Annotated in this window: 14 protein-coding genes and 1 pseudogene; 8 read left to right on the top strand and 7 right to left on the bottom strand. The window is 65.8% G+C overall.

The features are described 5' to 3' along the window. Positions 1–37: 37 nt before the first annotated feature. The gene (locus tag JL811_RS02870; RefSeq protein WP_202686790.1) at positions 38–3,901 is read right to left on the bottom strand and encodes a hypothetical protein; all 3,864 of its coding nucleotides are present in this window, start codon (positions 3,899–3,901) and stop codon (positions 38–40) included. Positions 3,902–4,179: 278 nt separating this feature from the next. Here JL811_RS02870 and msrB point away from each other — a divergent pair, with 278 nt between their 5' ends. Further along, positions 4,180–4,629 (top strand): peptide-methionine (R)-S-oxide reductase MsrB, encoded by a 450-nt coding sequence (gene msrB / locus JL811_RS02865; RefSeq protein ID WP_202686789.1) that lies wholly within the window; start codon positions 4,180–4,182, stop codon positions 4,627–4,629. Further along, complete coding sequence (gene msrA, locus JL811_RS02860) at positions 4,626–5,132, top strand: peptide-methionine (S)-S-oxide reductase MsrA (protein ID WP_202686788.1); 507 nt, start codon at positions 4,626–4,628, stop codon at positions 5,130–5,132. The genes msrB and msrA overlap by 4 nt, the downstream gene beginning before the upstream one ends. Before the next feature lie 239 nt (positions 5,133–5,371). On the opposite strand, the gene JL811_RS02855 is transcribed toward msrA, so the two are convergent. Further along, positions 5,372–7,588 carry a primosomal protein N' gene (locus tag JL811_RS02855; RefSeq protein ID WP_202686787.1) on the bottom strand — a complete coding sequence of 739 codons (2,217 nt, stop codon included), beginning with the start codon at positions 7,586–7,588 and terminating at the stop codon, positions 5,372–5,374. 87 nt (positions 7,589–7,675) lie between these two features. Between JL811_RS02855 and fsa the strand changes: the two are divergent. The 4 genes and pseudogenes from fsa to JL811_RS02835 all read left to right on the top strand — a co-directional run bounded on the left by fsa (position 7,676) and on the right by JL811_RS02835 (position 10,771). Further along, positions 7,676–8,328 (top strand): annotated as a pseudogene (gene fsa, locus JL811_RS02850) (fructose-6-phosphate aldolase). Between the two features lie 88 nt (positions 8,329–8,416). After that, a complete protein-coding gene (locus JL811_RS02845; protein ID WP_202686786.1) occupies positions 8,417–9,109 on the top strand; it encodes a DUF484 family protein in 693 nt (230 codons plus the stop codon). After that, a complete protein-coding gene (locus JL811_RS02840; RefSeq protein ID WP_202686785.1) occupies positions 9,106–10,029 on the top strand; it encodes a tyrosine-type recombinase/integrase in 924 nt (307 codons plus the stop codon). Before JL811_RS02845 ends, JL811_RS02840 begins: the two co-directional genes overlap by 4 nt. A 49-nt stretch (positions 10,030–10,078) precedes the next feature. Beyond that, entirely contained in the window at positions 10,079–10,771 is a 693-nt protein-coding gene (locus JL811_RS02835; RefSeq protein ID WP_202686784.1) for a CDP-alcohol phosphatidyltransferase family protein, read from the top strand. Between the two features lie 121 nt (positions 10,772–10,892). On the opposite strand, the gene ileS is transcribed toward JL811_RS02835, so the two are convergent. Further along, entirely contained in the window at positions 10,893–13,850 is a 2,958-nt protein-coding gene (ileS, locus tag JL811_RS02830; RefSeq protein ID WP_202686783.1) for an isoleucine--tRNA ligase, read from the bottom strand. A gap of 196 nt (positions 13,851–14,046) precedes the next feature. Here ileS and JL811_RS02825 point away from each other — a divergent pair, with 196 nt between their 5' ends. Continuing rightward, complete coding sequence (locus JL811_RS02825) at positions 14,047–15,270, top strand: FAD-dependent oxidoreductase (RefSeq protein WP_202686782.1); 1,224 nt, start codon at positions 14,047–14,049, stop codon at positions 15,268–15,270. A 13-nt stretch (positions 15,271–15,283) separates the two neighbouring features. Here JL811_RS02825 and JL811_RS02820 read toward each other — a convergent pair whose 3' ends face one another. Next, on the bottom strand, positions 15,284–16,306 hold the full coding sequence (locus tag JL811_RS02820) for a YcjF family protein (RefSeq protein ID WP_202686781.1): 1,023 nt from the start codon (positions 16,304–16,306) through the stop codon (positions 15,284–15,286). An 11-nt stretch (positions 16,307–16,317) separates the two neighbouring features. Beyond that, a complete protein-coding gene (locus JL811_RS02815) occupies positions 16,318–17,742 on the bottom strand; it encodes a YcjX family protein (protein WP_202686780.1) in 1,425 nt (474 codons plus the stop codon). A gap of 145 nt (positions 17,743–17,887) precedes the next feature. On the opposite strand from JL811_RS02815, the gene truA reads away from it, so the two are divergent. Beyond that, positions 17,888–18,661, top strand: a complete 774-nt coding sequence (gene truA / locus JL811_RS02810; RefSeq protein WP_202686779.1) for a tRNA pseudouridine(38-40) synthase TruA — start codon at positions 17,888–17,890, stop codon at positions 18,659–18,661. A gap of 110 nt (positions 18,662–18,771) precedes the next feature. On the opposite strand, the gene JL811_RS02805 is transcribed toward truA, so the two are convergent. Together JL811_RS02805 and JL811_RS02800 are read right to left on the bottom strand one after the other, a co-directional pair. After that, a complete protein-coding gene (locus tag JL811_RS02805; RefSeq protein WP_202686778.1) occupies positions 18,772–20,904 on the bottom strand; it encodes a 3'-5' exonuclease in 2,133 nt (710 codons plus the stop codon). Next, positions 20,891–21,292, bottom strand: coding sequence for a response regulator transcription factor (locus JL811_RS02800; protein WP_202686777.1), 402 nt, complete (start codon positions 21,290–21,292; stop codon positions 20,891–20,893). Before JL811_RS02800 ends, JL811_RS02805 begins: the two co-directional genes overlap by 14 nt. Position 21,293 lies beyond the last annotated feature (1 nt).

The following is a 21,293-nucleotide window of genomic DNA, read 5'->3' as shown; positions in this document are numbered from 1 at the left end:
TATCCTTTGTTCGGGTTCCGGGCGCGGTGGAGCCGCCTTACCGCCGGGTGGTGTCCCATTTCGCATTGCTCCAGTTGTCGCCCGCAGGCGTCAGCTTGCCGGTGAATACATCCTTCTTGAACAGGCCCAGTTCACCGGTCGTTGCATCCGGCACCATCACGAACAGGGTCTGCCCCTCGGCACCACCCCAGTTGGTATCGGCAATCACCACTTCGGGCGGGCGCATTTCCTCAGTCAGCGCATTGCTGAGTTTTTCACCGATCCACTTGTCATTTGCAGCTTCAAAATGCTGGCGCACCTGTTCAATCCGTGCCGGATCCGCACCCGGTTCCCGATCGGCAACATATTTGTCAGTGCGGTGTTTCGTCAGCACCTTCAGGATCTCGGCCTTGATCTCGGCAGGGGAAAGCGATGCCGCAGGCAAGGATTTGAGCGCCTCCATCACCATTTCCCGATCATCGGGATGGACACGGTCCATGACCTTTAGAACGGTTTTCTCAAAGACGACAGCCGCTTGCTCGGCAGGAAGTTTCGTCGAAGCAATCTTCTGGCCGGGCTTGATCAGAACATCGTCGATCTTGTCGCCGATATCAGGCGGCTGAAGTCCCGCAACCGACGGGTCATTGGGCAGGGTGTTGAACGCATGGTTCGCGCTTGCCCCGGTGGTTCCCATCAGCACCATGTCACTGCCGCCGCGGTTCTGCTGGGCGTTGACGATGGTTTCCAGAAGCGCCTTGTTGCGCGCGCCCACCGGCCCCGGGGGGGTGCCGGGCGGCGGCATGATGATGTCATAGACGGGATTGCCGCCATCGACGACTTTCGACGCCTCGGTTTCAAGCCCCCCTCCACCAAGGTTCCACGGCGAATCGCGTTCCACCTTCGGATTGGTCGGCGGCGGGCCATAGGCCGCGACAACCTCATCAATGAAGGCTTGCGAATTGACCAGCGCGACGATCTCCTTGCCTTTCTTGCTGTCGGGTTTCTCTTTCGCGGCCTCCAGCGCCAGCTTGGCCAGTTCCTTCTTGAAGGCGGCTTCGGAATCCAGCGGTACATCGCCCACGAAGATCTGATAGACGCCATTGGTCGAACTGCCGTCACCGCCGCCGCCCGTGGCGTCCAGCCCGGCATTGTATTCGAACCGCATCTTCTGCTGGATCGCCTTGGTCAGGCGCAGCTTGACGCCCTCATCGGGCTTGCTGAACGGCAGGAAGGATTTCGATCCGTTCCAGTCCTTGCCGACGATATCCTTGATCCGGTCCAGCCCCTCGGCCGGATCGGTTCCGGGCATCAGCGATGTCGTCAGTTCCTGCCGCTTGCGGCCCTGCGTCTGTTCCTGCGTGACGGTCGCGACCGAATATTCCCAACTGCGCATCAGCACGTTTTCGTTCTGCGGCACGCGGCGGTTCGCAGGGATGGTGAAACCGTCCTGCGCCTTGAACTGGCCGGTGCGGGCGATCTTGGAATATTCCTCCATCGCGCGCAGCGGATCGGTTTCGCGGATGGCGCGCACCGGTGCCGTGGCAAAGCAGGACCCGACCGGCCCCTGGCTGAGCGGTGTCATCATCGCGGCCAGAACCGAGCCCTTGGCATCGTCATCGGTGACTGCGCCTTCGGGCTTGCCCATGGTCCGCGCCACGATATCAAGCGACGCCTTGCGGCCCGGCTGATCCGTGCCCGGCAGGCGCGTCTTGTCGATGGTGCGCTGCGCGATCGGCCCCTTGGCCGGGTCGGAAAACAGCGCCTTCGTCTCGGCCATCTTCTGCGTCATATGCGGCGTGAAGGTGGTCAATGACCCCGGGTGGAACAGCATCTGGTCCATCGCGGCCTTGGCCTCGGGACTGTCGAAATTCACCTTGCCGGAACCGTCCAGCGCGGCGGCCCCCATCTGCTGCGTCCGGGCCAGCGCGACCTTCTTCTTGCGCGCGTCCTCGGCCTTGTAATCGTCCAGCGGCGCGCCCATCCCGCCCGAAGGATCAGGCTCATGCTGCTTGCCCGATTTCAGATAAGCATCGAACCCCTTGAAATAGTCCTCACCCTGCAGGCTGCCCATGCGCAGGGCATTCATCCCCATGGCGCGCATCTGTTCGGGCGGCAGGTCCAGTTTCTTGCCGCTGTCATCGGCAAAGCCATCGGCCACCTTGCCCGTCACCATGCCGACATTGCGCGCAATCACCGACGGGTCGGGTGCGGCCACGGCCATGTCCAGCGCCTGCCGCGCCATCACGCCATCCTTGCCGAAGGCCTCGATAAAGGCGGTCTTGTCGGCCTCGGCCATCGGCGGCTTGCCCCCGGGCGACAGTGGGCCGAAGGTCAGCGCATTGACCAGCGCGCGCTTGGCGTCCTTGGCCTCAACCTCGCGCCGGGCCTCAAGCGAGGCCTGTTTCGATCCGTCCAGATCGGTCCCGGCATCCGCGACCTTCTGTCTGGCCACATCTTCCATGTCCTTCTTGGCCTTGGCGGCCTCGGCCTGCGCCTCCTTGCGCAGCCGGTCCAGCCGCTGCGCCTCAACCATCGTCTCCTGACGTTCCTTCTCGGTCATCTTGGCCGGGTCCTTGACCGCAGCCGCGAAGTCGCGGAACGCCTTGTTCGCCTGTTCGGCGGCGGTATGCGCGGTTTCCCAGAGAGAGCCGGGGATCGGCGTATCGCCTGCGAAAACGGCCAGTTCCTTTTCCGCTTCGGCCAGCGCCTTGCGATGCGCTTCCTCCTGCTTGCGGGCAGTCTCAAGATCCGCCAGCGCCAGACGCCGCGCCTCGGGCGTGATATCGACCACGCCATCCTTGTCCATCGCCGCCAGCGCGCCTGCGGCCGCCGCAAACTGCGCCGGATCGCGTTTGGACATGTCCAGAAGGGCCGCACGTTCCTTGACGCTCAGCTTGCCATGTTCGGCGATCATCGCATTGGGATTGGTCCCGGGCGCATCCTCGACCTTGCCGCCGGTCGTTTCGGCCAGCTTCGACAGTTCCGAGGTCAGCGTGGTGCCCAGCAGCTTGAGCACACCGGCCGCCTTTTTCAGATCGCCCTGCCCCAGCAGGGTGCCGAACATTGTGGCCAGTTGCCCGACCTTGCCCGAAACCTCTTTCGTCGCCTTTTGGCGCAGGGTTTCAAGATTCTTCGCCAGCCCGTCGAATTCCGTCTGCAACTGACGGCGCAATTCATCGGTATCGACCTCGGGTGTGGTGCTTCCCGATGGCGGAGGCGGCGGAGGCGGAGGACCGTCGCCGCGCAGATCGCCCAGCGATTTCGCGACCGCATCCAAGAGCATCCGCGCCCGGTCGGCATTGCCCGATTTGATTTCTGACGCTGCCGCCTGCAAGCCCTTGCCCAGTTTCTCGGCCGCAGATCCGCCGGATGTGCCCAACGCACGGACCTTGCCGACCAGATCACGCAGCCTCTGGGACAGCTCCGCCATCGGATCGGTCTGGGCGGGTGCTTCGGGCGGAGCCTCGGGCGGGGCTTCGGTCAGCGTGCCGCCGGGTTCGGTTTCCGGCAGGCTGCCGGTATCGGTGCTGTCTTCCTGCTGCGTGCCCTCGCCCTCATCCTCGCCGTCATCCAGACGGGACCCGTTTGGCAGGATCATCACGACCTTGAAGGACAGGCCGCGTTCCTTCAGGTGGCGCTTGAACAATTTCGGCAATGTACCGGGGAAATCCTCGGTCTCGCAATTCAGCTCAATCAGCTTGCCCGAGACATTCATCACGCCCTGCGTGCCGCGCGTCCCGCCCGCCGCCACCTTGGCCTGCCGCCACATCACATCCGGCCCCTTGGTCGGATGCGCCTCAAGCGCGCAGCCTTCCTTGCCCATGACAAGCGCGTAATTCATCGCCCGTTTGCGGCCCTGAACAATCAGGTCGCTCAGCGCCGAAGCCTCTTCCTTCAGTTCCGCTGCGGTTTTCTTGGCCATTTAAACGCCCCCTCGTGCTGCCGTCCCCGCGCGCGCCATCCGGCGGCCTGCGCAAACGGTCCGGAAATTGCATTGCCAAAATTCAATCTGTAACGCGAAATCCACCCCAACAGATCGGGGGCGTTGTGAAACATTAGCGCCGCCATGTTCCGCAAGGCAACAGGAAGTTGATCGCCCGTCGCCGGTCACGCGAAAGACATCAATGCGCGCCTGCGTCCCGGGTTTGACGAAGCCGATCCCAACCCCCATATCTGGCCCATCCCCAAGAGGAGTTTGCCATGACACGCTATGCCAAGACGCCCGAGGCGCTGGCCCGCCTGACGCCCGAACAGTTCCGCGTCACCCAGCAAAGCGGGACCGAGCGGGCCGGGACCGGCCCTTTCCTGCACAATGACGAGCCGGGGCTTTATGTCGATATCGTTTCGGGGGAACCACTGTTCACCTCGGCCGACAAATTTGAATCGGGTTGCGGCTGGCCGTCTTTCGCCCGCCCGGCAGATCCAGCCCATATTGCCGAGATCAAGGATTTCACCCTTGGCATGACCCGCACCGAGGTGCGTTCAACCCATGGCGACAGCCATCTGGGCCATGTCTTCAATGACGGACCGCGCGAACTGGGCGGATTGCGCTATTGCATCAATGGCGCCTCGCTGCGCTTCATTCCGCGCGACCGGATGGAGGCCGAGGGCTATGGCGCCTATCTGCCGCAAGTGGAGGACCGGAGATGACACAGGAAACCGCAATTCTGGCCGGGGGCTGTTTCTGGGGCATGCAGGATCTGATCCGCAGGGTTCCGGGCGTGATTTCCACCCGGGTCGGCTATACCGGCGGCGATGTGGCGAATGCGACCTATCGCAACCATGGCAGCCATGCCGAGGGGATCGAGATCACGTTCAACCCCGCGGTCCTGTCCTATCGGCAGGTTCTGGAATTCTTTTTCCAAATCCATGACCCGACCACGCCCGACCGGCAGGGCAATGATCGCGGCCCGTCCTACCGTTCGGGGATCTATTTCCTGAACGAGGAACAGGAGCGCGTTGCGCGCGACACGATTGCCGATGTCGATGCCTCGGGGCTCTGGCCCGGGCGGGTGGTGACCGAGGTGAAACCGGCAGGCGATTTCTGGGAGGCCGAGCCCGAGCATCAGGATTATCTGGAGCGGATCCCGAACGGCTATACCTGCCATTTCATCCGCCCGGGCTGGGTCCTGCCGCGCCGCGCGGCGGAATAGGGGCGCAAGGGCTGCATCGGTGGGGGGCAGCCCTTTGTGGTTCAGTTCCTGCAACGCATCAAAAACAATGAAACTTTCTCTGTCCGGGGCCGTCGCCCCGGTCATGCGAAGCGGCAGCCGCTGTCCTCTGTCATCGTGCTTGTCTGGCGGTTTCGGGCCTGCTGTTGTGCGACGGGCGGGGAAAAGCAGTGCTTTTCCTGCTCCGCCCGAAGCAATCGCAGCGCAACCCGGCCAGCCTCCTAGAAAAAACTCTGCGGGTCGATATCGACGGCCAGCCGCAGATTGGCGGGCAGGCGGAACTGCGCGATCCAGTCGGCAAGTGCGGCCTGCAACGGTGCGCCTTTGGGCGCCTTCACCAGCAGCCGCACGCGGTGCCGCCCCCGCACCCGGGCGATCGGGGCTGGGGCGGGGCCGTATAGTTCGGCCCCGATGGCGCGCAGGGGGCCGTCGCGCCGCGCCATCTCGCCGCCCAGATCAAAGGCTGCTGCCACATCGGGTGAGGACAGGATGATCCCCGCCATGCGCCCATAGGGCGGCGATCCCGCCTGCTGGCGCTCGGCGGCCTCGGCGGCCAGAAACGCCTCTTCATCGCCGCCCAGAATGGCGCGGATCACCGGGTGTTCGGGCTGATGCGTCTGCAGCAGCGCCTCGCCGCGTCGTTCGGCCCGGCCCGCACGCCCTGCCACCTGCCGCATCAGTTGAAACGTGCGTTCCGCAGCGCGGAGGTCGGACCCCTGCAGGCCCAGATCGGCATCAATCACGCCCACCAGCGTCAGCGCCGGGAAATTATGCCCCTTGGCGACGATCTGCGTGCCGATGATGATATCCGCCCCGCCTTGGGCAATCGCCTCGATCCGCTCCTTCAGCGCACGGGCCGATCCGAACAGGTCCGAGGACAGGATCTCGACCCGCGCATCGGGGAATGTCGCCGTCACTTCTTCGGCCAGACGCTCCACCCCCGGGCCGACCGGGGCCAGCCGCCCCTCGACCCCGCAGGCGGGGCAAGCGGTGGGCACGGGTTTCGTGGCACCGCATTGATGGCACATCAGCCGCTTGAGGAACCGGTGTTCCACCATCCGCGCATCGCAATCGTCACAGCCGATCTGATGCCCGCAGGCCCGGCAGATCGTGACGGGGGCAAAGCCGCGCCGGTTCAGGAACAACAGCGCCTGCTCCCCCGCCGCGATCCGCGCCGCGACCGCCGCCTCAAGCGGAGCCGAAATCCAGCGGTCGGCGGGCAGTTTCTGACCGCGCATGTCGATGGCCTTCATCGCGGGCAGTTCGGCCACACCATAGCGCGCGCCCAGATCCAGCCTGCGATATTTGCCCGCCTGCGCATTGGCCCAGCTTTCCAGACTGGGCGTTGCCGAGGCCAGCACCACCGCCGCCCCACACAGCGCCCCCCGCAGCACGGCCATGTCGCGGGCATTGTAGATCACGCCCTCTTCCTGCTTGTAGGAACTGTCATGTTCCTCATCCACCACGATCAGCCCCAGATCGCGGAAGGGCAGGAACAGCGCCGACCGCGCCCCGGCGACGAATTGCACGCCCCCCTCGGCGGCCATGCGCCACAGGCGGCGGCGTTCGGTCATGGTGACGCCCGAATGCCATTCGGCGGGCCGCCGCCCGAACCGCGCCTCGACCCGGGTCAGGAACTCACCGGTCAGCGCAATTTCGGGCAGCAGGACCAGTGCCTGACGCCCCTTGCGCAGCGCCTCGGCCACGGCTTCAAGATAGACCTCGGTCTTGCCTGATCCGGTCACCCCTTTCAGCAGCGTCGCGGAAAAGCCCCCCTGCCCCGCCGCTTCGGCGACCGAGGCTGCCAGCGCCGCGCCCGCCGCCACCTGATCGCCCTGCAGCCGCACCTGTGCCGCATCCGCGTCAAGCGCAGGATAGGGCAGATCGCGCGGTGCGTCCTCTTCCAGCACCGCGCCCTGTTTCACCAGCCCCTTGACGACCGAGGCCGTCACCCCCGCCTGCGCCGTCAGTTCCGACAGGGTGAAGGCCAGCCCGCCATAATCGCGCAGCACCTCCAGCACCCGGGTCCGGGCATCGGTCATGCGGTCGGGTTCGGCCCCGCCCAGCCGGTAGATCCGCCGTGTCGCGGGCGGCGCGTCCAGCCCCGGCGCGCGGGTCGCAAGGCGCAGCATCGCGGGCAGTGGCGTCAGTGTGTAATCGGCGGCCCGGGTCAGGAAGGCGCGCATCTCATCGCGCATCGGGGCCACATCCAGCACGCGGTGGATGGCGCGCAGCTTCGCGCGGTCAAATCCCCCCGTCCCCGCGCCCCAGACCACGCCCAGCATCCGGCGCGGCCCCAGCGGCACCTCGACGAAATCACCCAACCTGCAGCCGCCCGCAGGCGCGCGGTAATCCAGAAGCGGCCCCAGATTGCGGCCAAGGGCCTCGGTCACGGCCACGCCGACCGTCTCCCCCTCTGGCCAGAACCCCTCTGTCACGCCTGTCCCTTTCGCCCGTGCCCGCTTTGCGCTAATACACCGGCAAAGCGACCAGCAACACCCCGCCAGACCCCGAGGAGAGGCCCCATGAAATTCTTTGTCGATACAGCCGATGTCGCGGCGATTGCCGAACTTAACGATCTGGGCATGGTGGACGGGGTCACGACGAACCCTTCGCTGATCCTGAAATCCGGGCGCGATATCCTTGAGGTCACGAAAGAGATCTGCGGCATCGTCTCGGGTCCTGTCTCGGCCGAGGTCGTGGCGCTGAAGGCCGATGACATGATCGCCGAAGGTCGCAAACTGGCCGAAATCGCCCCCAATATCGCGGTGAAGGTGCCGCTGACCTGGGACGGGCTGAAAACCTGCAAGGTGCTGTCGGGCGACGGGTTCATGGTCAATGTTACACTCTGTTTCTCGGCCAATCAGGCGCTCTTGGCCGCCAAGGCGGGGGCCACGTTCATTTCGCCCTTCATCGGGCGGCTTGATGATATCAATCTCGACGGCACCGACCTGATTTCCGATATCCGCACGATCTATGACAATTTCAACTTCACGACCGAGATCCTTGCCGCCTCGATCCGCAATGCGAACCATGTCACGCAATGCGCGATGATCGGCGCCGATGTCATCACCGCCCCCCCGCCGTCATCAAAAGCCTCGCCGCGCATGTGCTGACCGACAAGGGGCTGGAGCAGTTCATGAAGGACTGGGAAAAAACGGGGCAGAAAATTCTCTGAAATCCGTGTAGGATGCCCTGACGACCACGGGGCAGGCGCAGGGCAAAGACAGGCGCGGGACACAGTCAGGGCGCAGGACAGGCAGCGGATGATCGAACAGGATTTGCGCGACCGCATCATCGCGGCCCCGGAAACGATTCTTGAGGATCGTGACGTGATGCGCGCACTGATCGCGGCGAATGAGCGTGCGATGGGCAGCAATATCGTCGATCTGCGCGGCATCGCGATGGAACGGCTGGAAAGCAGGCTGGACCGGCTGGAAGACACACATCGGTCCGTCATCGCGGCGGCCTATGAAAACCTTGCCGGCACCAATCAGGTGCATCGCGCGATCCTGCAACTGCTCGATCCGCTGGGGTTTGAGGATTTCCTGCGCAGCCTCGGCACCGAGGTTGCGCAGACTTTGCGGGTCGATTGTATCCGGCTGGTACTGGAATCGGTGCAAAGCAGCGATGATCCCGCGCTGCGCCGTCTGGGTGATGTGCTTTACGTCGCCGAACCCGGGTTCATCGCTGATTATGTCGCGGGCGGGCGCAATGTGTCGCTGCGCCCGGTCACACTGCGGCAGGTCGTGCCGCAATCGGATGCGCTTTACGGAGAAAAGGCCGGTTTCGTGCAGTCCGAGGCGCTGATGCGGCTTGATTTCGGCAAGGGGCGGCTTCCGGGGATGCTGGCACTGGGGTCCGAGGACCCGCACCACTTCAAACCCGCGCAAGGCACGGATCTTCTGGCCTTTTTCGCGGGTGTGTTCGAGCGGACGATGCGCCGCTGGCTTTCGTGACGCTGGCAATCTCTCCTGCGCTGCGTGCGGCGCTGGCGGAATGGCTGACGCATCTGCGCGGTCTGGACGGCGCCGCCGAAAACACGCTGAAGGCCTATAACACTGATGTCGCAGGATGGCTGGATTTTCTGGCGCGGCATCGCGGCGGCACCGAGGGGCGGCATGCGGCGGCAACGGCAGGCCAGTCGGAAATGCGCGCCTTCATGGCCGAGGTGCGGGGGCGTGGCGTCTCCTCGCGCTCGCTAGCGCGAACCCTGTCGGCGGTCAAAGGCTTCACCGTATGGCTGGCTGACCGTGAGGGACTGGACGCAACCGCCACCCTGTCGGCCCGCGCCCCGAAATACCGCCGCAAACTGCCCCGCCCCCTGAGCGAGGACGCCGCCCGCGATGTGATGGACAGTGTCGGAGACGATGCCCGTGCGCCCTGGATCGCGGCCCGTGACACGGCGGTGGTCACGCTGCTTTACGGCTGCGGGCTGCGGATTTCCGAGGCGCTTGGCCTGACCGGCGCGTGCCATCCCCTGCCCGACACGCTGCGCATCACGGGCAAGGGTGGCAAGATGCGGCTTGTCCCGGTGATCCCGGCGGCGGCAGATGCGGTAGACCGCTATGCGCGCCTCTGCCCGCATGACCTGACGCCTGCCGCGCCGCTGTTTCGCGGGGTGCGGGGCGGGCCGCTGAACCCGCGCCTGATTGCCGCCGCGATGGAACGCGTGCGCAACCGGCTGGGCCTGCCCGCCACGGCCACGCCGCATGCGCTGCGTCACAGTTTTGCCACCCATCTGCTCAGCGCGGGGGGGGACCTGCGCGCGATACAGGAATTGCTGGGCCATGCGTCACTTTCCACGACACAGGCCTATACGGCGGTTGATACCGCGCGCCTGATGCAGGTATACGCGGCGTCGCATCCGCGCGCCTGACACCAGAGGCCAACAGAACAGGCCGGCCCGGAACAAAGACAGGATCAGCATGACCCTCAAGATCAAGGCCCTTCTCGTCCATCTGTTCACCGCGACCGGTGCGGTCTTTGCCATGCTGGCCATGCTGGCGGCGGTGAACGAGGAATGGGACCTGATGTTCCTGTGGCTGCTGGTCGCGCTGATCGTAGACGGGATCGACGGCCCGCTGGCGCGGCGCTTTGACGTCAAGACCAACTGGCCGACCTATGACGGGGAGTTGCTGGACCTCATCATCGACTATCTGACCTATGTGTTCATCCCGGCCTTCGCGCTGTTCTCATCGGGGCTGTTGCCGGGCTGGACCGGATGGCTGGCGATCATCGTCATCACCTTTGGGTCGGTGATCTATTTCGTCGATACCCGCATGAAAACCAAGGATTATTCCTTTGCGGGCTTCCCGGCCTGCTGGAACATGTTCGTGCTGGTGATGTTTGCGCTGTCGCCCGGGCACTGGACGATCCTGTTTTTCGTCGCGGCGCTGACCGTGGCCATGTTCACCAATCTGAAATTCATCCATCCGACCCGCACGGCGCGCTGGTATCCGGTCAATCTGGCCATGGCCTTTGCCTGGACCTTCTTTGCGGGCTGGGCCGCATGGGTGGATTTCCATCCTGAAAGCTGGGCGCATTGGGGGCTGGTCGTGACCTCGCTTTACCTGACCTTCGCCGGCATCGCGCAGCAGATCATCCCTGAACGGCGCTGAACGGCCGGGACACCAGCAGGCTCTGCCCGCTTTTTCTGTCCTAAAATATCCTCAGGGGGGTGAATGCGCGGAACGCGCAGAGGGGGGCGGAACGCCCCCCTTCCCTTTCTGTCACACAGGATCAGCCCAAAGCCGCATCGCAGCGCGCACAGGTCTGCGGGTGTTTGTGCCGGCCCACATCCGGCAGGATCTGCCAGCAGCGGGCGCATTTTTCGCCCTCTGCATGGGCAAAGACCACGGCAACCCCCGGCACATCCTCCAGCGCGAACGCACCTTCGGGGGCCGGATCGGTGGTCAGCGTCACGGCGGATGTGATGCAGAGTTTTGCAAAGCTATCCGGATCGGTCACGATCTGCGCCAGTTCCGGCGAGAGATGCACCACGGGGGCGGCCTCAAGGCTGGACCCGATGGTCTTTGCCCGCCGTTCCACCTCCAGCGCGCCGGTCACGACACGGCGGACCGCCCGGACACGGGCCATCCGCGCGGCAAGCGCGGGGTCCAGCCAACCGGCGGGCGTTTCGGGGAAGTCCTGCAGATGTACACTGTCGCCCCCGGACGGGAAGCGGAAAAGCCAGATCTCTTCGGTGGTGAAGGGCAGGACCGGCGCCAGCCAAAGCGTCAGGCGATGGAAGATCGCATCCATCACCGTCAGGCAGGACCGCCGGATCAAGCTATCCGTCGGATCGCAGTAAAGTGCATCTTTGCGCAGATCGAAATAGAAGGTCGACAGGTCAGATGTTGCAAAAGTGAAAATTTCCTGGAACAGGCCCTGGAAGTCATAAGCGGCATAGCCCTTGCGGACACGGCCATCCAGTTCGGCCAGCCGGTGCAGGATCAGCTGTTCCAGCTCGGGCATATCCGCCCGCTCCACCCGCTGCCCGTCCCAGCCGTTCAGCGCGCCCAGCATGTAGCGCATCGTGTTGCGCAGGCGGCGATAGCTGTCGGCGGTGCCCTTCAGAATCTCCTTTCCGATGCGCAGATCGACCGTGTAATCCGACTGCGCCACCCAAAGCCGCAGGATATCGGCACCATATTCGTCGATCACCTCTTGCGGGGCGACGGTATTGCCCAGCGACTTGGACATCTTCATGCCCTTTTCATCCAGCGTGAAACCGTGGGTCAGCACGCCGCGATAAGGCGCGCGGCCCTTGGTGCCACAGGCCTGCAACATGCTGGAATGGAACCAGCCGCGATGCTGGTCGGTGCCTTCAAGGTAAAGATCGGCAATCCCGTCCTCTGACCCGTCGGCGCGGTCACGCAGCACGAAGGCATGGGTCGAACCGCTGTCGAACCAGACGTCCAGCACATCCATGACCTGATCGTAATCCGCCGGTTCAACAATGCCCGCCAGAACCTTGTCCTTGAAGCCCGGCACATACCAGACATCCGCGCCGTCAGCCTCAAACGCCGCGACGATGCGGGCGTTGACCTCTGCATTGCGCAGCAGGAAATCAGGGTCGGTGGGCTTGGCACCCTTTTTCACGAAACAGGTCAGCGGCACACCCCAGGCCCGCTGACGCGACAGCACCCAGTCTGGCCGCGCCTCGATCATCGAATGCAGCCGGTTGCGCCCGGTTTGCGGCGTCCATGTCACCAACTGGTTGATCGAATTCAGTGCCCGCTTGCGGATCGTGTCGCCATAGGTGGACAGGCAATCGTCCAGTTCGCGGTCGATGGCGACAAACCATTGCGGCGTGTTGCGATAGATCACCGGCGCCTTGGACCGCCACGAATGCGGATAGCTGTGCTTCAGCTTTCCCTTGGCGAACAGCGCACCGGCATAGGCCAACTGCTTGATGTTCGACACATTGGCCGGGCCTTCCTTGCCATCCGGCAGGATGATCGCCTGCCCGCCGAAGACCGGCAGATCGGCGCGGTAGGTGCCGTCTTCCATGACGTTATAGGTCATCGGCAGGCCATGTTTCAGGCCGATCTGATAGTCGTCATCGCCATGGCTGGGCGCGGTATGGACAAACCCGGTGCCCGCATCATCGGTGACATGATCGCCGGGCAGCATGGGGACTCGATAATCCCACTCTCCGTTGGCGCCTTCGACGCCACGGTAAGGATGGGCGAGGGTCAGAGATTCAAGTTGCGACGACGAGATGCTTCGGATGCGTTTTACATCCAGAACTTTCGCAGCGGAAAAAACTCCGTTTGCCAGTTTGTCAGCAATCAAGAGCTTTTCTCCGACTTGAGCAGTCGAACCCTCACTGATTTCCAGAACCTCATAAAGGCCATACTCAAGCGACGGACCGAAAGCTATTGCCCGGTTTTGAGGGATGGTCCAAGGGGTCGTTGTCCAGATAACCACGCTCGTCTCGTTGCGCAGTTCATCAAGCTCTGCCTCAACCAACGCCGCACTGTTCGCCCCTCCTGCAGCCCCGACAATCTTGAACTTCACCCAAACCTGATGACTGGTATGGTCGTGATACTCCACCTCCGCCTCGGCCAGCGCGGTTTTCTCGACCGGCGACCACATCACGGGTTTCGATCCCTGATACAGCGTGCCGTTCATCAGGAATTTCAGGAATTCGCCCGCGATCACCGCCTCGGCGTGGTAATCCATCGTCAGATACGGATCGGCCCAGTTGCCGGTGATGCCCAGACGCTTGAATTCGTCGCGCTGGATGTCGATCCAGCCCGCCGCGAAATTGCGGCATTCCTGACGGAAGGCGACGATATCGACATCGTCCTTGTTCAGCCCCTTGGCGCGATATTGTTCCTCGATCTTCCATTCGATGGGCAGACCGTGGCAATCCCAGCCCGGCACATAGCGCGCGTCATGGCCCATCATCTGCTGGGACCGCACGACCATATCCTTCAGCACCTTGTTCAGCGCATGGCCGATATGCAGATGGCCATTCGCGTAAGGAGGGCCGTCATGCAGCGTGAAGGGCGTGCGGGGCTGGCCTGCCGCCGCTGCCGCCCGGGCCTTGTCGCGCAGCCGGTCATAGATGCCGATCTCTTCCCAGCGGGCCAGCCAGCCGGGTTCCCGCGCGGGCAGGCCCGCCCGCATCGGAAATTCGGTTTCGGGCAGAAAGACGGTATCGCGGTAGTCGGGCGTATCGGCGCACATGAGGGCGTGATCCTTGGGGAAATGTGGAGCGGAAAACAGGGGGCCGCTTGGCGCAGGCCATCACCCCGGCGCCTGAGCCTCTCAGGTCGCCGGGCCAATAATTCGTGCGATTGCCCTGTATCTCTGTCGCATGGCGCGGGTTATACGCGCGGAAACGGGCAGGGTCCAGAGAGTGCGGGCAAGGGCGGGATCAAGGATGAAGGTCGGAGTTGCGGGGGCGGGGATCGGGGGGCTGGCGCTGGCGGCGATGCTGGCCCGGGCGGGGCATGAGGTCATGGTGTTTGACCAGTTCGACGCGCCACGCCCCGTGGGCTCAGGTCTGGTGATCCAGCCCGTGGGCATGGCTGTGCTGGACGCGGTCGGCGCGGGTGCTGCGGCCCGCGCGGCTGGCCAGCCGATCCGCCGGATGCAGGGGCTTGAGGTCGGCGCGGGCCGCGTAGTGCTGGATGTCGCCTATGCGCCACCCGGGGCCGCGCCGGACCGCATGGGTCTTGCGATCCATCGGGCCAGCCTGCATGCCGCCCTTCTGTCGGCGGTCACGGCCTCCGGGCTGCGCATCACCACCGGCCACCGGATCGAGACGACGATGATCTGCCCGCGCGGGCGCTGGCTGGGGATCGGCGGCGACCGGCTGGGGCCCTTCGATCTGGTCGTCGATGCGACCGGGGCGGCCTCCTGCCTGTCCCCCTTGCAGGCCCGGTCTCTGCCTTATGGCGCGGTCTGGGGCACGGTGCCCTGGCCCAAAACCACCCCCCTGCCCCGGGATGAACTGACCCAGCGCTATCGCCGGGCTGACCGGATGGCGGGGGTTCTGCCACTTGGCACCGTGCCGGGGCGCGAGGGGCCGCAGGCCGCGATCTTCTGGTCGCTGCCTGTGACGGGGATGGAAGACTGGCGCGCAACCGGGCTGGCGGCCTGGAAGGCCGAGGCGGCAGAACTTTGGCCCGATTATGCGGATTTTCTGGAGGCCGTGACCGATCCCGGGCAGATGGTTTCGGCCCGCTATTCCCATGGCAGCCTGCGCAGGCCCTTTGCGCCGCGACTGGCCTTTCTGGGCGATGCCGCGCATCGCGCCAGCCCGCAACTGGGGCAAGGGGCGAATATGGCGCTGCTGGATGCGCTGGCGCTGGCCCGCGCGCTTGAGCGAGCCTTGGCGGCACAAGGGCGGGGCGAGGCGCTGGAGGACAGGATCGCATCCGCATTGGCCGATCACGCCCGGATGCGGCGCTGGCATCTGCGGCTGTATCAGGCGCTCAGCGCGGCCTTCACCCCGCAATATCAGTCCGACAGCCGGGTCTTGCCCGTTCTGCGCGACCGGTTTCTGGCGCCGCTGTCACAAATCCCGCCGCTGCCCACAATTCTCTCGCGGCTGGTGGCGGGCCGGTTGCTGCCGCCCTTGGCGGGGGAAACGGGGATCTGAAGGAAGGGCCCGCTCAGGTGCTGGGCGGTCGGCCCCCGAACCCGTCGAAAACCCCGGTCAGGGCACGGCTGACAAGGTTGGAGACCTTGGGCCTTGGCAGGGCTGTGAAGGGCATCGGGCGGCAGACCTCCATCGCCGCCACACCGACCCGGGCGGTCAGCGCGCCATTGACCACACCTTCGCCGAACCGCCGCGACAGCTTGGACAAAAGCCCGCCGCCCGCAACCGACCCGATCAGGTCATCGCCCAGCGCCAGCGCGCCGGTGGCCAGCAGATGCGAAAACACCCGGCGCAGCAGTTTCAGACTGCCCAAAGTGCCCGAGCGCCCGCCATAAAGCGCCGCAATTGCGCGGATCATCGCCAGATTGGCAAAGAGGGCCACGGCCAGATCGGCCAGCGCGATCGGCACCAGCGCGGTGACGGTGGCCACCCGGCGGGTTGCGGCCTCGATCCGGCGGCGCGCGGCCTCATCCAGCGGGGCCAGCAATTCGGCCTCGGTCAGATCCAGCAGGGCATCGGCATCAAGGATCCCCTCGCGCGTCTCTTTCAGCCTTGAAAGCGGCCAGCGCATTTCGGGCCGCCCGGCATAAAGCGCCTCGACATGGGCGGCGGCGCGGCGCGCGGCGGCAAGATCGCCCCTCCGCGCCGCCGCAGTTTCGGCGCGCAGCCCGTCCAGCCGTGCCAGCCGCCAGAACCCCGCAGCCTCGCGCAGGGCAAGCGCCAGCAGGGCCAGCACCACCAGCCCGGTCAGCACCAGCGCCAGCCCGCCAAGAAGGCTGTTGCGGGCCAGCATCTGCATCACGAAATCATGCACCGCGACTGAAATGACCAGCGACAAAAGCGCCCCCGTCACCCAAAGCGCGAACCGCCCCAGCGCCGAGGGGCGCGCCGCCGCGACCAGTGCCGCCGCCTGCAGGGCGCGCGTCTCGACCGGCCGCCCTTGGGCATCCAGATCGGGCACTGGCGGAGCCTCGGCCGGATTGCCTGCGCCTTTGGCATCCTCGCCCAGATCAATCAGCACCGGATTGCGGGACATTGCGCGCTCCTTCATTCCAGACGGTCGGCCAGCAGGAATTCCGCAGCGCGGTCCAGCCGGATATGCGGCGGGCCGAAGCCCGGTTTCAATGTGCCGCGCGCGGGCGCGAAATTCATCACGCTGTAATCGGCATCAAGCCAGCCCTCCTGCCCTTCGCGGGCGGGATGCAGCAGGCGGCCCGGATCCTCGGGCAGATCACCGGGCCAGAATGCAGCCTCACGCCCGTCCTGCAGCAGGCGGCCCCGCACCATGTCAAGGTGGCGGCCCTGATGGTCGCGGCTTTCCTCGACCGTGGCGCGCAGGGACGCCAGAGACAGGGCCTGCACCTTTGCGCCCGCAAAGGCCGCGCGGTCGCGCGCCTCGCGCAGCAGCGCCTCGGTGATCGCGGTCAGGCGGCCATGCTGCACATGATGCAGATGGTCGGCCTTGGTCGCGGCAAACAGGATCCGGTCCACCCGCCGCCCCATCAGGATACCGGAAAGAAACCCGTTTGCCCCGGGGCGGAAGGCGGTCAGCACTTCGGCCATCGTGCGCTGCAGATCGGCCAGCGCCTGCGGCCCGGCATGGATTGCCCCCAGCACATCCATCAGGACCACCTGCCGGTCGATCCGGGCAAAATGGTCGCGGAAAAACGGGCGCACGACATGGGATTTGTAGGCCTCATACCGGCGCTCCATCTCACGCCAGAGCGATCCGCGCCGGGTGGTCGCCGGGCGCGGCAGCGGCGCGAAGGTCAGCACGGGTGAGCCCGCCAGATCCCCCGGCAGCAGGAATCGACCGGGCGTGCAATCCGACCAGCCCGCCGCCCGCGCGGCCTGCAGATAATCGGTGAAACAGGCCGCCAGTGCCTGCGCGCGCGGTTCCTCCAGCGGCAGGGATCCGTCCTCGGCCATGGCCATGGGCAAAAACCGCGCGGCCTCGGGGCGGCGGGTCAGCCGCGCCAGTGTCGCCTCGGCCCAGTCGGCATAGCTGCGATCCATCAACGCGAGATCCAGCAGCCATTCGCCCGGGTAATCCACGATATCGAGATGAACCAGACGCGGCCCCGTCACCCCGCCGATCAGCCCGCCCAGAAAGCCCGAAGGCTGCACCCGGAAGGACAGGCGCAATTCGGAAATCGCGCGGGTCGAGGCGGGCCAATGCGGATCGGGACCGGTCATCGCCGCCAGATGTGTTTCATAGTCGAAACGCGGCAGCGTATCGTCGGGCTGGGGCTGCAGAAAGGCCGCCTCGATCCGGCCTGCGGGCGAGAATTGCGGCATCCTGCCCCGGTCCAGCAGATTGGCGACCAGCGAGGTGATGAAGACCGTCTTGCCCGCGCGCGACAGACCGGTGACGCCCAGCCGGATGACCGGCGCGGTGAACGGCGCCGTCAGCCCCGCCGCAACCGAGCCCACGCCGCGCGAGACCTCATCCACCATCCTGCCCAGAACCACGGGGTATCCCCTCTTGCTGCTCTGGCCTGAAGATAGGGACGGCGTGCGGTCGATCAAAGGGGAAAAAACCACCCATCGCAATCAGGCCCTTGCCCGCAGGGCCGGGGGCTTGCCAACGGGGCGGGGGCTGGCGTATCCGGGGCCGATGCCCCGATATGCGCTGAAGATCGAATATGATGGCGAGCCGTTCAATGGCTGGCAAAGGCAGGCCGGAGGCCAGCCCACGGTGCAGGCCGCGATCGAGGCGGCGCTGGCCCGGCTGCAACCGGGGCCGCATGCCATCACCGCCGCCGGGCGGACCGATGCCGGGGTGCATGCGACCGGACAGGTCGCGCATTGCGATCTGGACCGCGACTGGGACGGGTTCCGGCTGGCCGGTGCGATCAATGCCCATCTGCGGCCCCTGCCCGTCGCGATTGCCGAATGCCGCCCTGTGGCCGATGATTTTCACGCGCGGTTCTCGGCGATGGAACGGCGCTATCTGTTCCGCCTTGTCACCCGGCGCGCGCCCGCCACCCATGACCGGGGACTGGTCTGGCGGGTCGGGCATGATCTGGATGCCGGGGCGATGCGCGCGGGCGCGGCCCATCTGATCGGGCGGCATGATTTCACGACCTTCCGTTCGGCCGCATGTCAGGCGACATCCCCCGTCAAGACGCTGGACGAGATCAGCATCGAGACCCGCGATTATCCCGGCGGGCAGGAGATCCGCTTTGCCTTGCGCGCGCGGTCCTTCCTGCACAATCAGGTGCGCTCCATCATCGGCACGCTGGAACGGGTGGGCGCGGGGGCCTGGCCGCCCGACCGCGTGGCCGGGGCGCTGGCGGCGGCGGATCGCGCCGCCTGTGGCCCGGTTTCGCCGCCGCAGGGGCTTTATCTGACCGGGGTGGGCTATCCTGACGATCCTTTCGCGGGCTGAAAGTGCGGGACGGGGGGCTGTCTGCCCCCCCGCGCCTGCGGCGTCCCCCCGAAGGTATTTCCGCCAAGATGAAAAGGCGTGGATCCGGCTTTCATCCGGGGCCGAGCGCGTCAGTTCAGATCCTTCAGCAAGCGGCCATGGCGGCGCATCTCGGCCAACACCGCGCCGAAGGTAAGGATGCCGCGCGCCTGCAGCATGGGCAGCATCCGCAGAAAGGCCCCGGCAGTCGCCCCGGCATCACCAAGCGCGGTATGGCGGTCCTCTTCGGGGATGGTGATGCCCAGCCGCGCGCAAAGCGCATCAAGGCTGTGATCCTCCTGCCGGCCGAAGACCACGGCCGAAAGCAGCACCGTATCCAGAACCGGATGATCGAACCGCGCGCCGATGGCAGCCTCATGGCGGCGCAGGAAGGCCATGTCGAACGGCGCATTATGGGCGATCAGCACCGAGCCACGGGCAAAGTCATGCAAGGCGCGGCCTGCCCCGGCAATGTCCGGCGCGCCTGCAACCATCTGCTGCGTGATGCCATGCACGCGGGTCGAAAGGGCCGGAATCGCGCGGCCCGGATCAACCAATGTCTCGAACACTTCGCCCGCAACACGGCGGCCGTTCACGATGCGCAGCGCCGCGATCTGCACGATCTCATCGCCTTCGGCGGGCAAAAGGCCGGTCGTTTCAGTATCGAAGACGACATAGGTCAGTTCCGACAGCGGCGTTTCCGCCAGCGCTGAATGACGCGTCTTGTCCAGCAGGTCGAAATCATAGACCACCGCGCGGGAAACGGCGTGGGTCAGGGGCGGCGGACGCTGCCCGGCATGCCGGGCGCTGCGCAGGGGCAGGCAGATCCGCTGTTCGCCCTGCGCGCCGGTTTCAGGCCAGATCTCGGTGCCATGGCCGTGCAGGATATCCTGCCCCGTCATGGTGGGGATCGCGGGATCGGGTGGTTCGGCCAGCCAGCCCTCCAGCCGTGCGACCGGCAGCGGCGCGCCGGTCCAGCCCAGCCGCAGAAGGGCCAGCGCACCCTCCTCCTCAATCGCCAGCCGGAAGGCCGTGGCCAGCCCCTGATCCGCAATGCGCACGGCCAGATGCGCCAGCAGGGCGATCACCTCGGGCCCGTTGCAGCGCATGAGAAGCGGGCTTTGCCCGGTGGTGACGGTCCTGCCCTGCGCCTCGATCCGGGCGCGCAGCCCGTCCAGCAGATCCGTCGCGCGGGCGGGGGTATGACGCATGTCCTCGGCGCGCGCCTCCTCCTGCTGCCGGGCAAGCTCGCGCACGGCATCGGTCAGCACCCGGACCTCGGCGCGCAGGGCACCGTCCAGATCGCGCGGCGCGGCCTCGCCCTCGGGCAGCACCTCAAGCAAGGCCTGCAGATTGGCGGCAGGGCGGCGCAGACGGTCGGTCATTTCGGCCAGCAGCGCGTCGCGCCGTGCCTCGGCGGCCAGATCGGCGGTGACATCGCGCAGGGTCAGCACATAGCCGGGGGCCTCCATGCCCGCCTCGTCCGGCAAAATCCGCATTCTTGCAGCCAGAACCCGCGCGCCGCCCACCGTGGCGCAAAGGATATCTGACGCGGCATGATCATCCCCCGTGGCGCGCAGCCGGTCACGGGCATCACGAATGGGGCCTGCCCGCAGATAGTCGAAGAGCGCGCGGTCAAGTCCGGGGGCCAATCCGGGGGCCAGTCCCTGCCCCGGCCCGGCCCCGATCATCGCCGCCGCCGCACCATTGTAGAAGACAAGCTGATCCCTGCCCGAACACAGGATCACGCCCAGTTCGACATCCGCCAGCAACCTCTCAAGCCGGTGTTTTTCCGAGGCCAGATGCGCGGTTTCCCGCGCCCCTGCCCCCTGAACGGCGGCGCGGGCCTCGGCCAGTGCCTGTGCTGCAGCGGCGGCGGCTGGAGCCAGATCGCCCAGAGGCCACGCGGCGGGCACCTCCAGCGCCTGATCGACGCCACCATGCGCCCTTGCCCGCAAGGCGGCCGCAACCGCCCCCGCCGGCCGCACCACATGACTGTCGAAAAGATACCAGCCCCAAAGCGTCAGGCCCAGAATCCCGAAAGCCCCGAAAAGCCCGCCCTGAAGGAAGGCGCCAGAGAGTTCCGGGGTGCGAAGGCGATTCCAGCCCAAGGCCAACCCTGCCGCCATTGCCGCAACCCCGGCCAGACCAAGGGCCGCGAAAACCAGAAAAAAGCGCAGCCGGATTTGCGGGCGCGCCGCCGCCACCGTTCTATTCCCCGCCATCCAGAAGGCGCCGCACCTCGGCCCGCAATTCCTTCAATTCAAAGGGTTTCGAGATGAACCCATCCGCCCCCAGCGCCAGCCCCTTGCGCCGCTCGATCGCTGATCCACGGGCGGTCATCATCAGGATTTTCACATCGGCAAGGGACGGATCCAGCCGCACGCCCTGACAGATCTCATAGCCTGAAACCTCGGGCAGCATTACATCCAGCAGCACCAGATCAGGCCGCGTCTTGCGGATCCGGTCCAGCGCCTCGCCGCCATTGGCGATGCGATCATGGGCATAGCCTTCGCGCATCATCAGGTAATTCAACGCGATGGCGATATTGTCCTCATCCTCGACGACAAGGATCCGGTGCTGTCTGGCGGCATTCCCGGCATTCTCGGCCATC

Source organism: Szabonella alba (assembly GCF_016765775.1).
In the GTDB taxonomy this organism is placed as follows: Bacteria; Pseudomonadota; Alphaproteobacteria; order Rhodobacterales; family Rhodobacteraceae; genus Szabonella; species Szabonella alba.
This window is presented reverse-complemented; position numbering and strand designations above follow the sequence as displayed.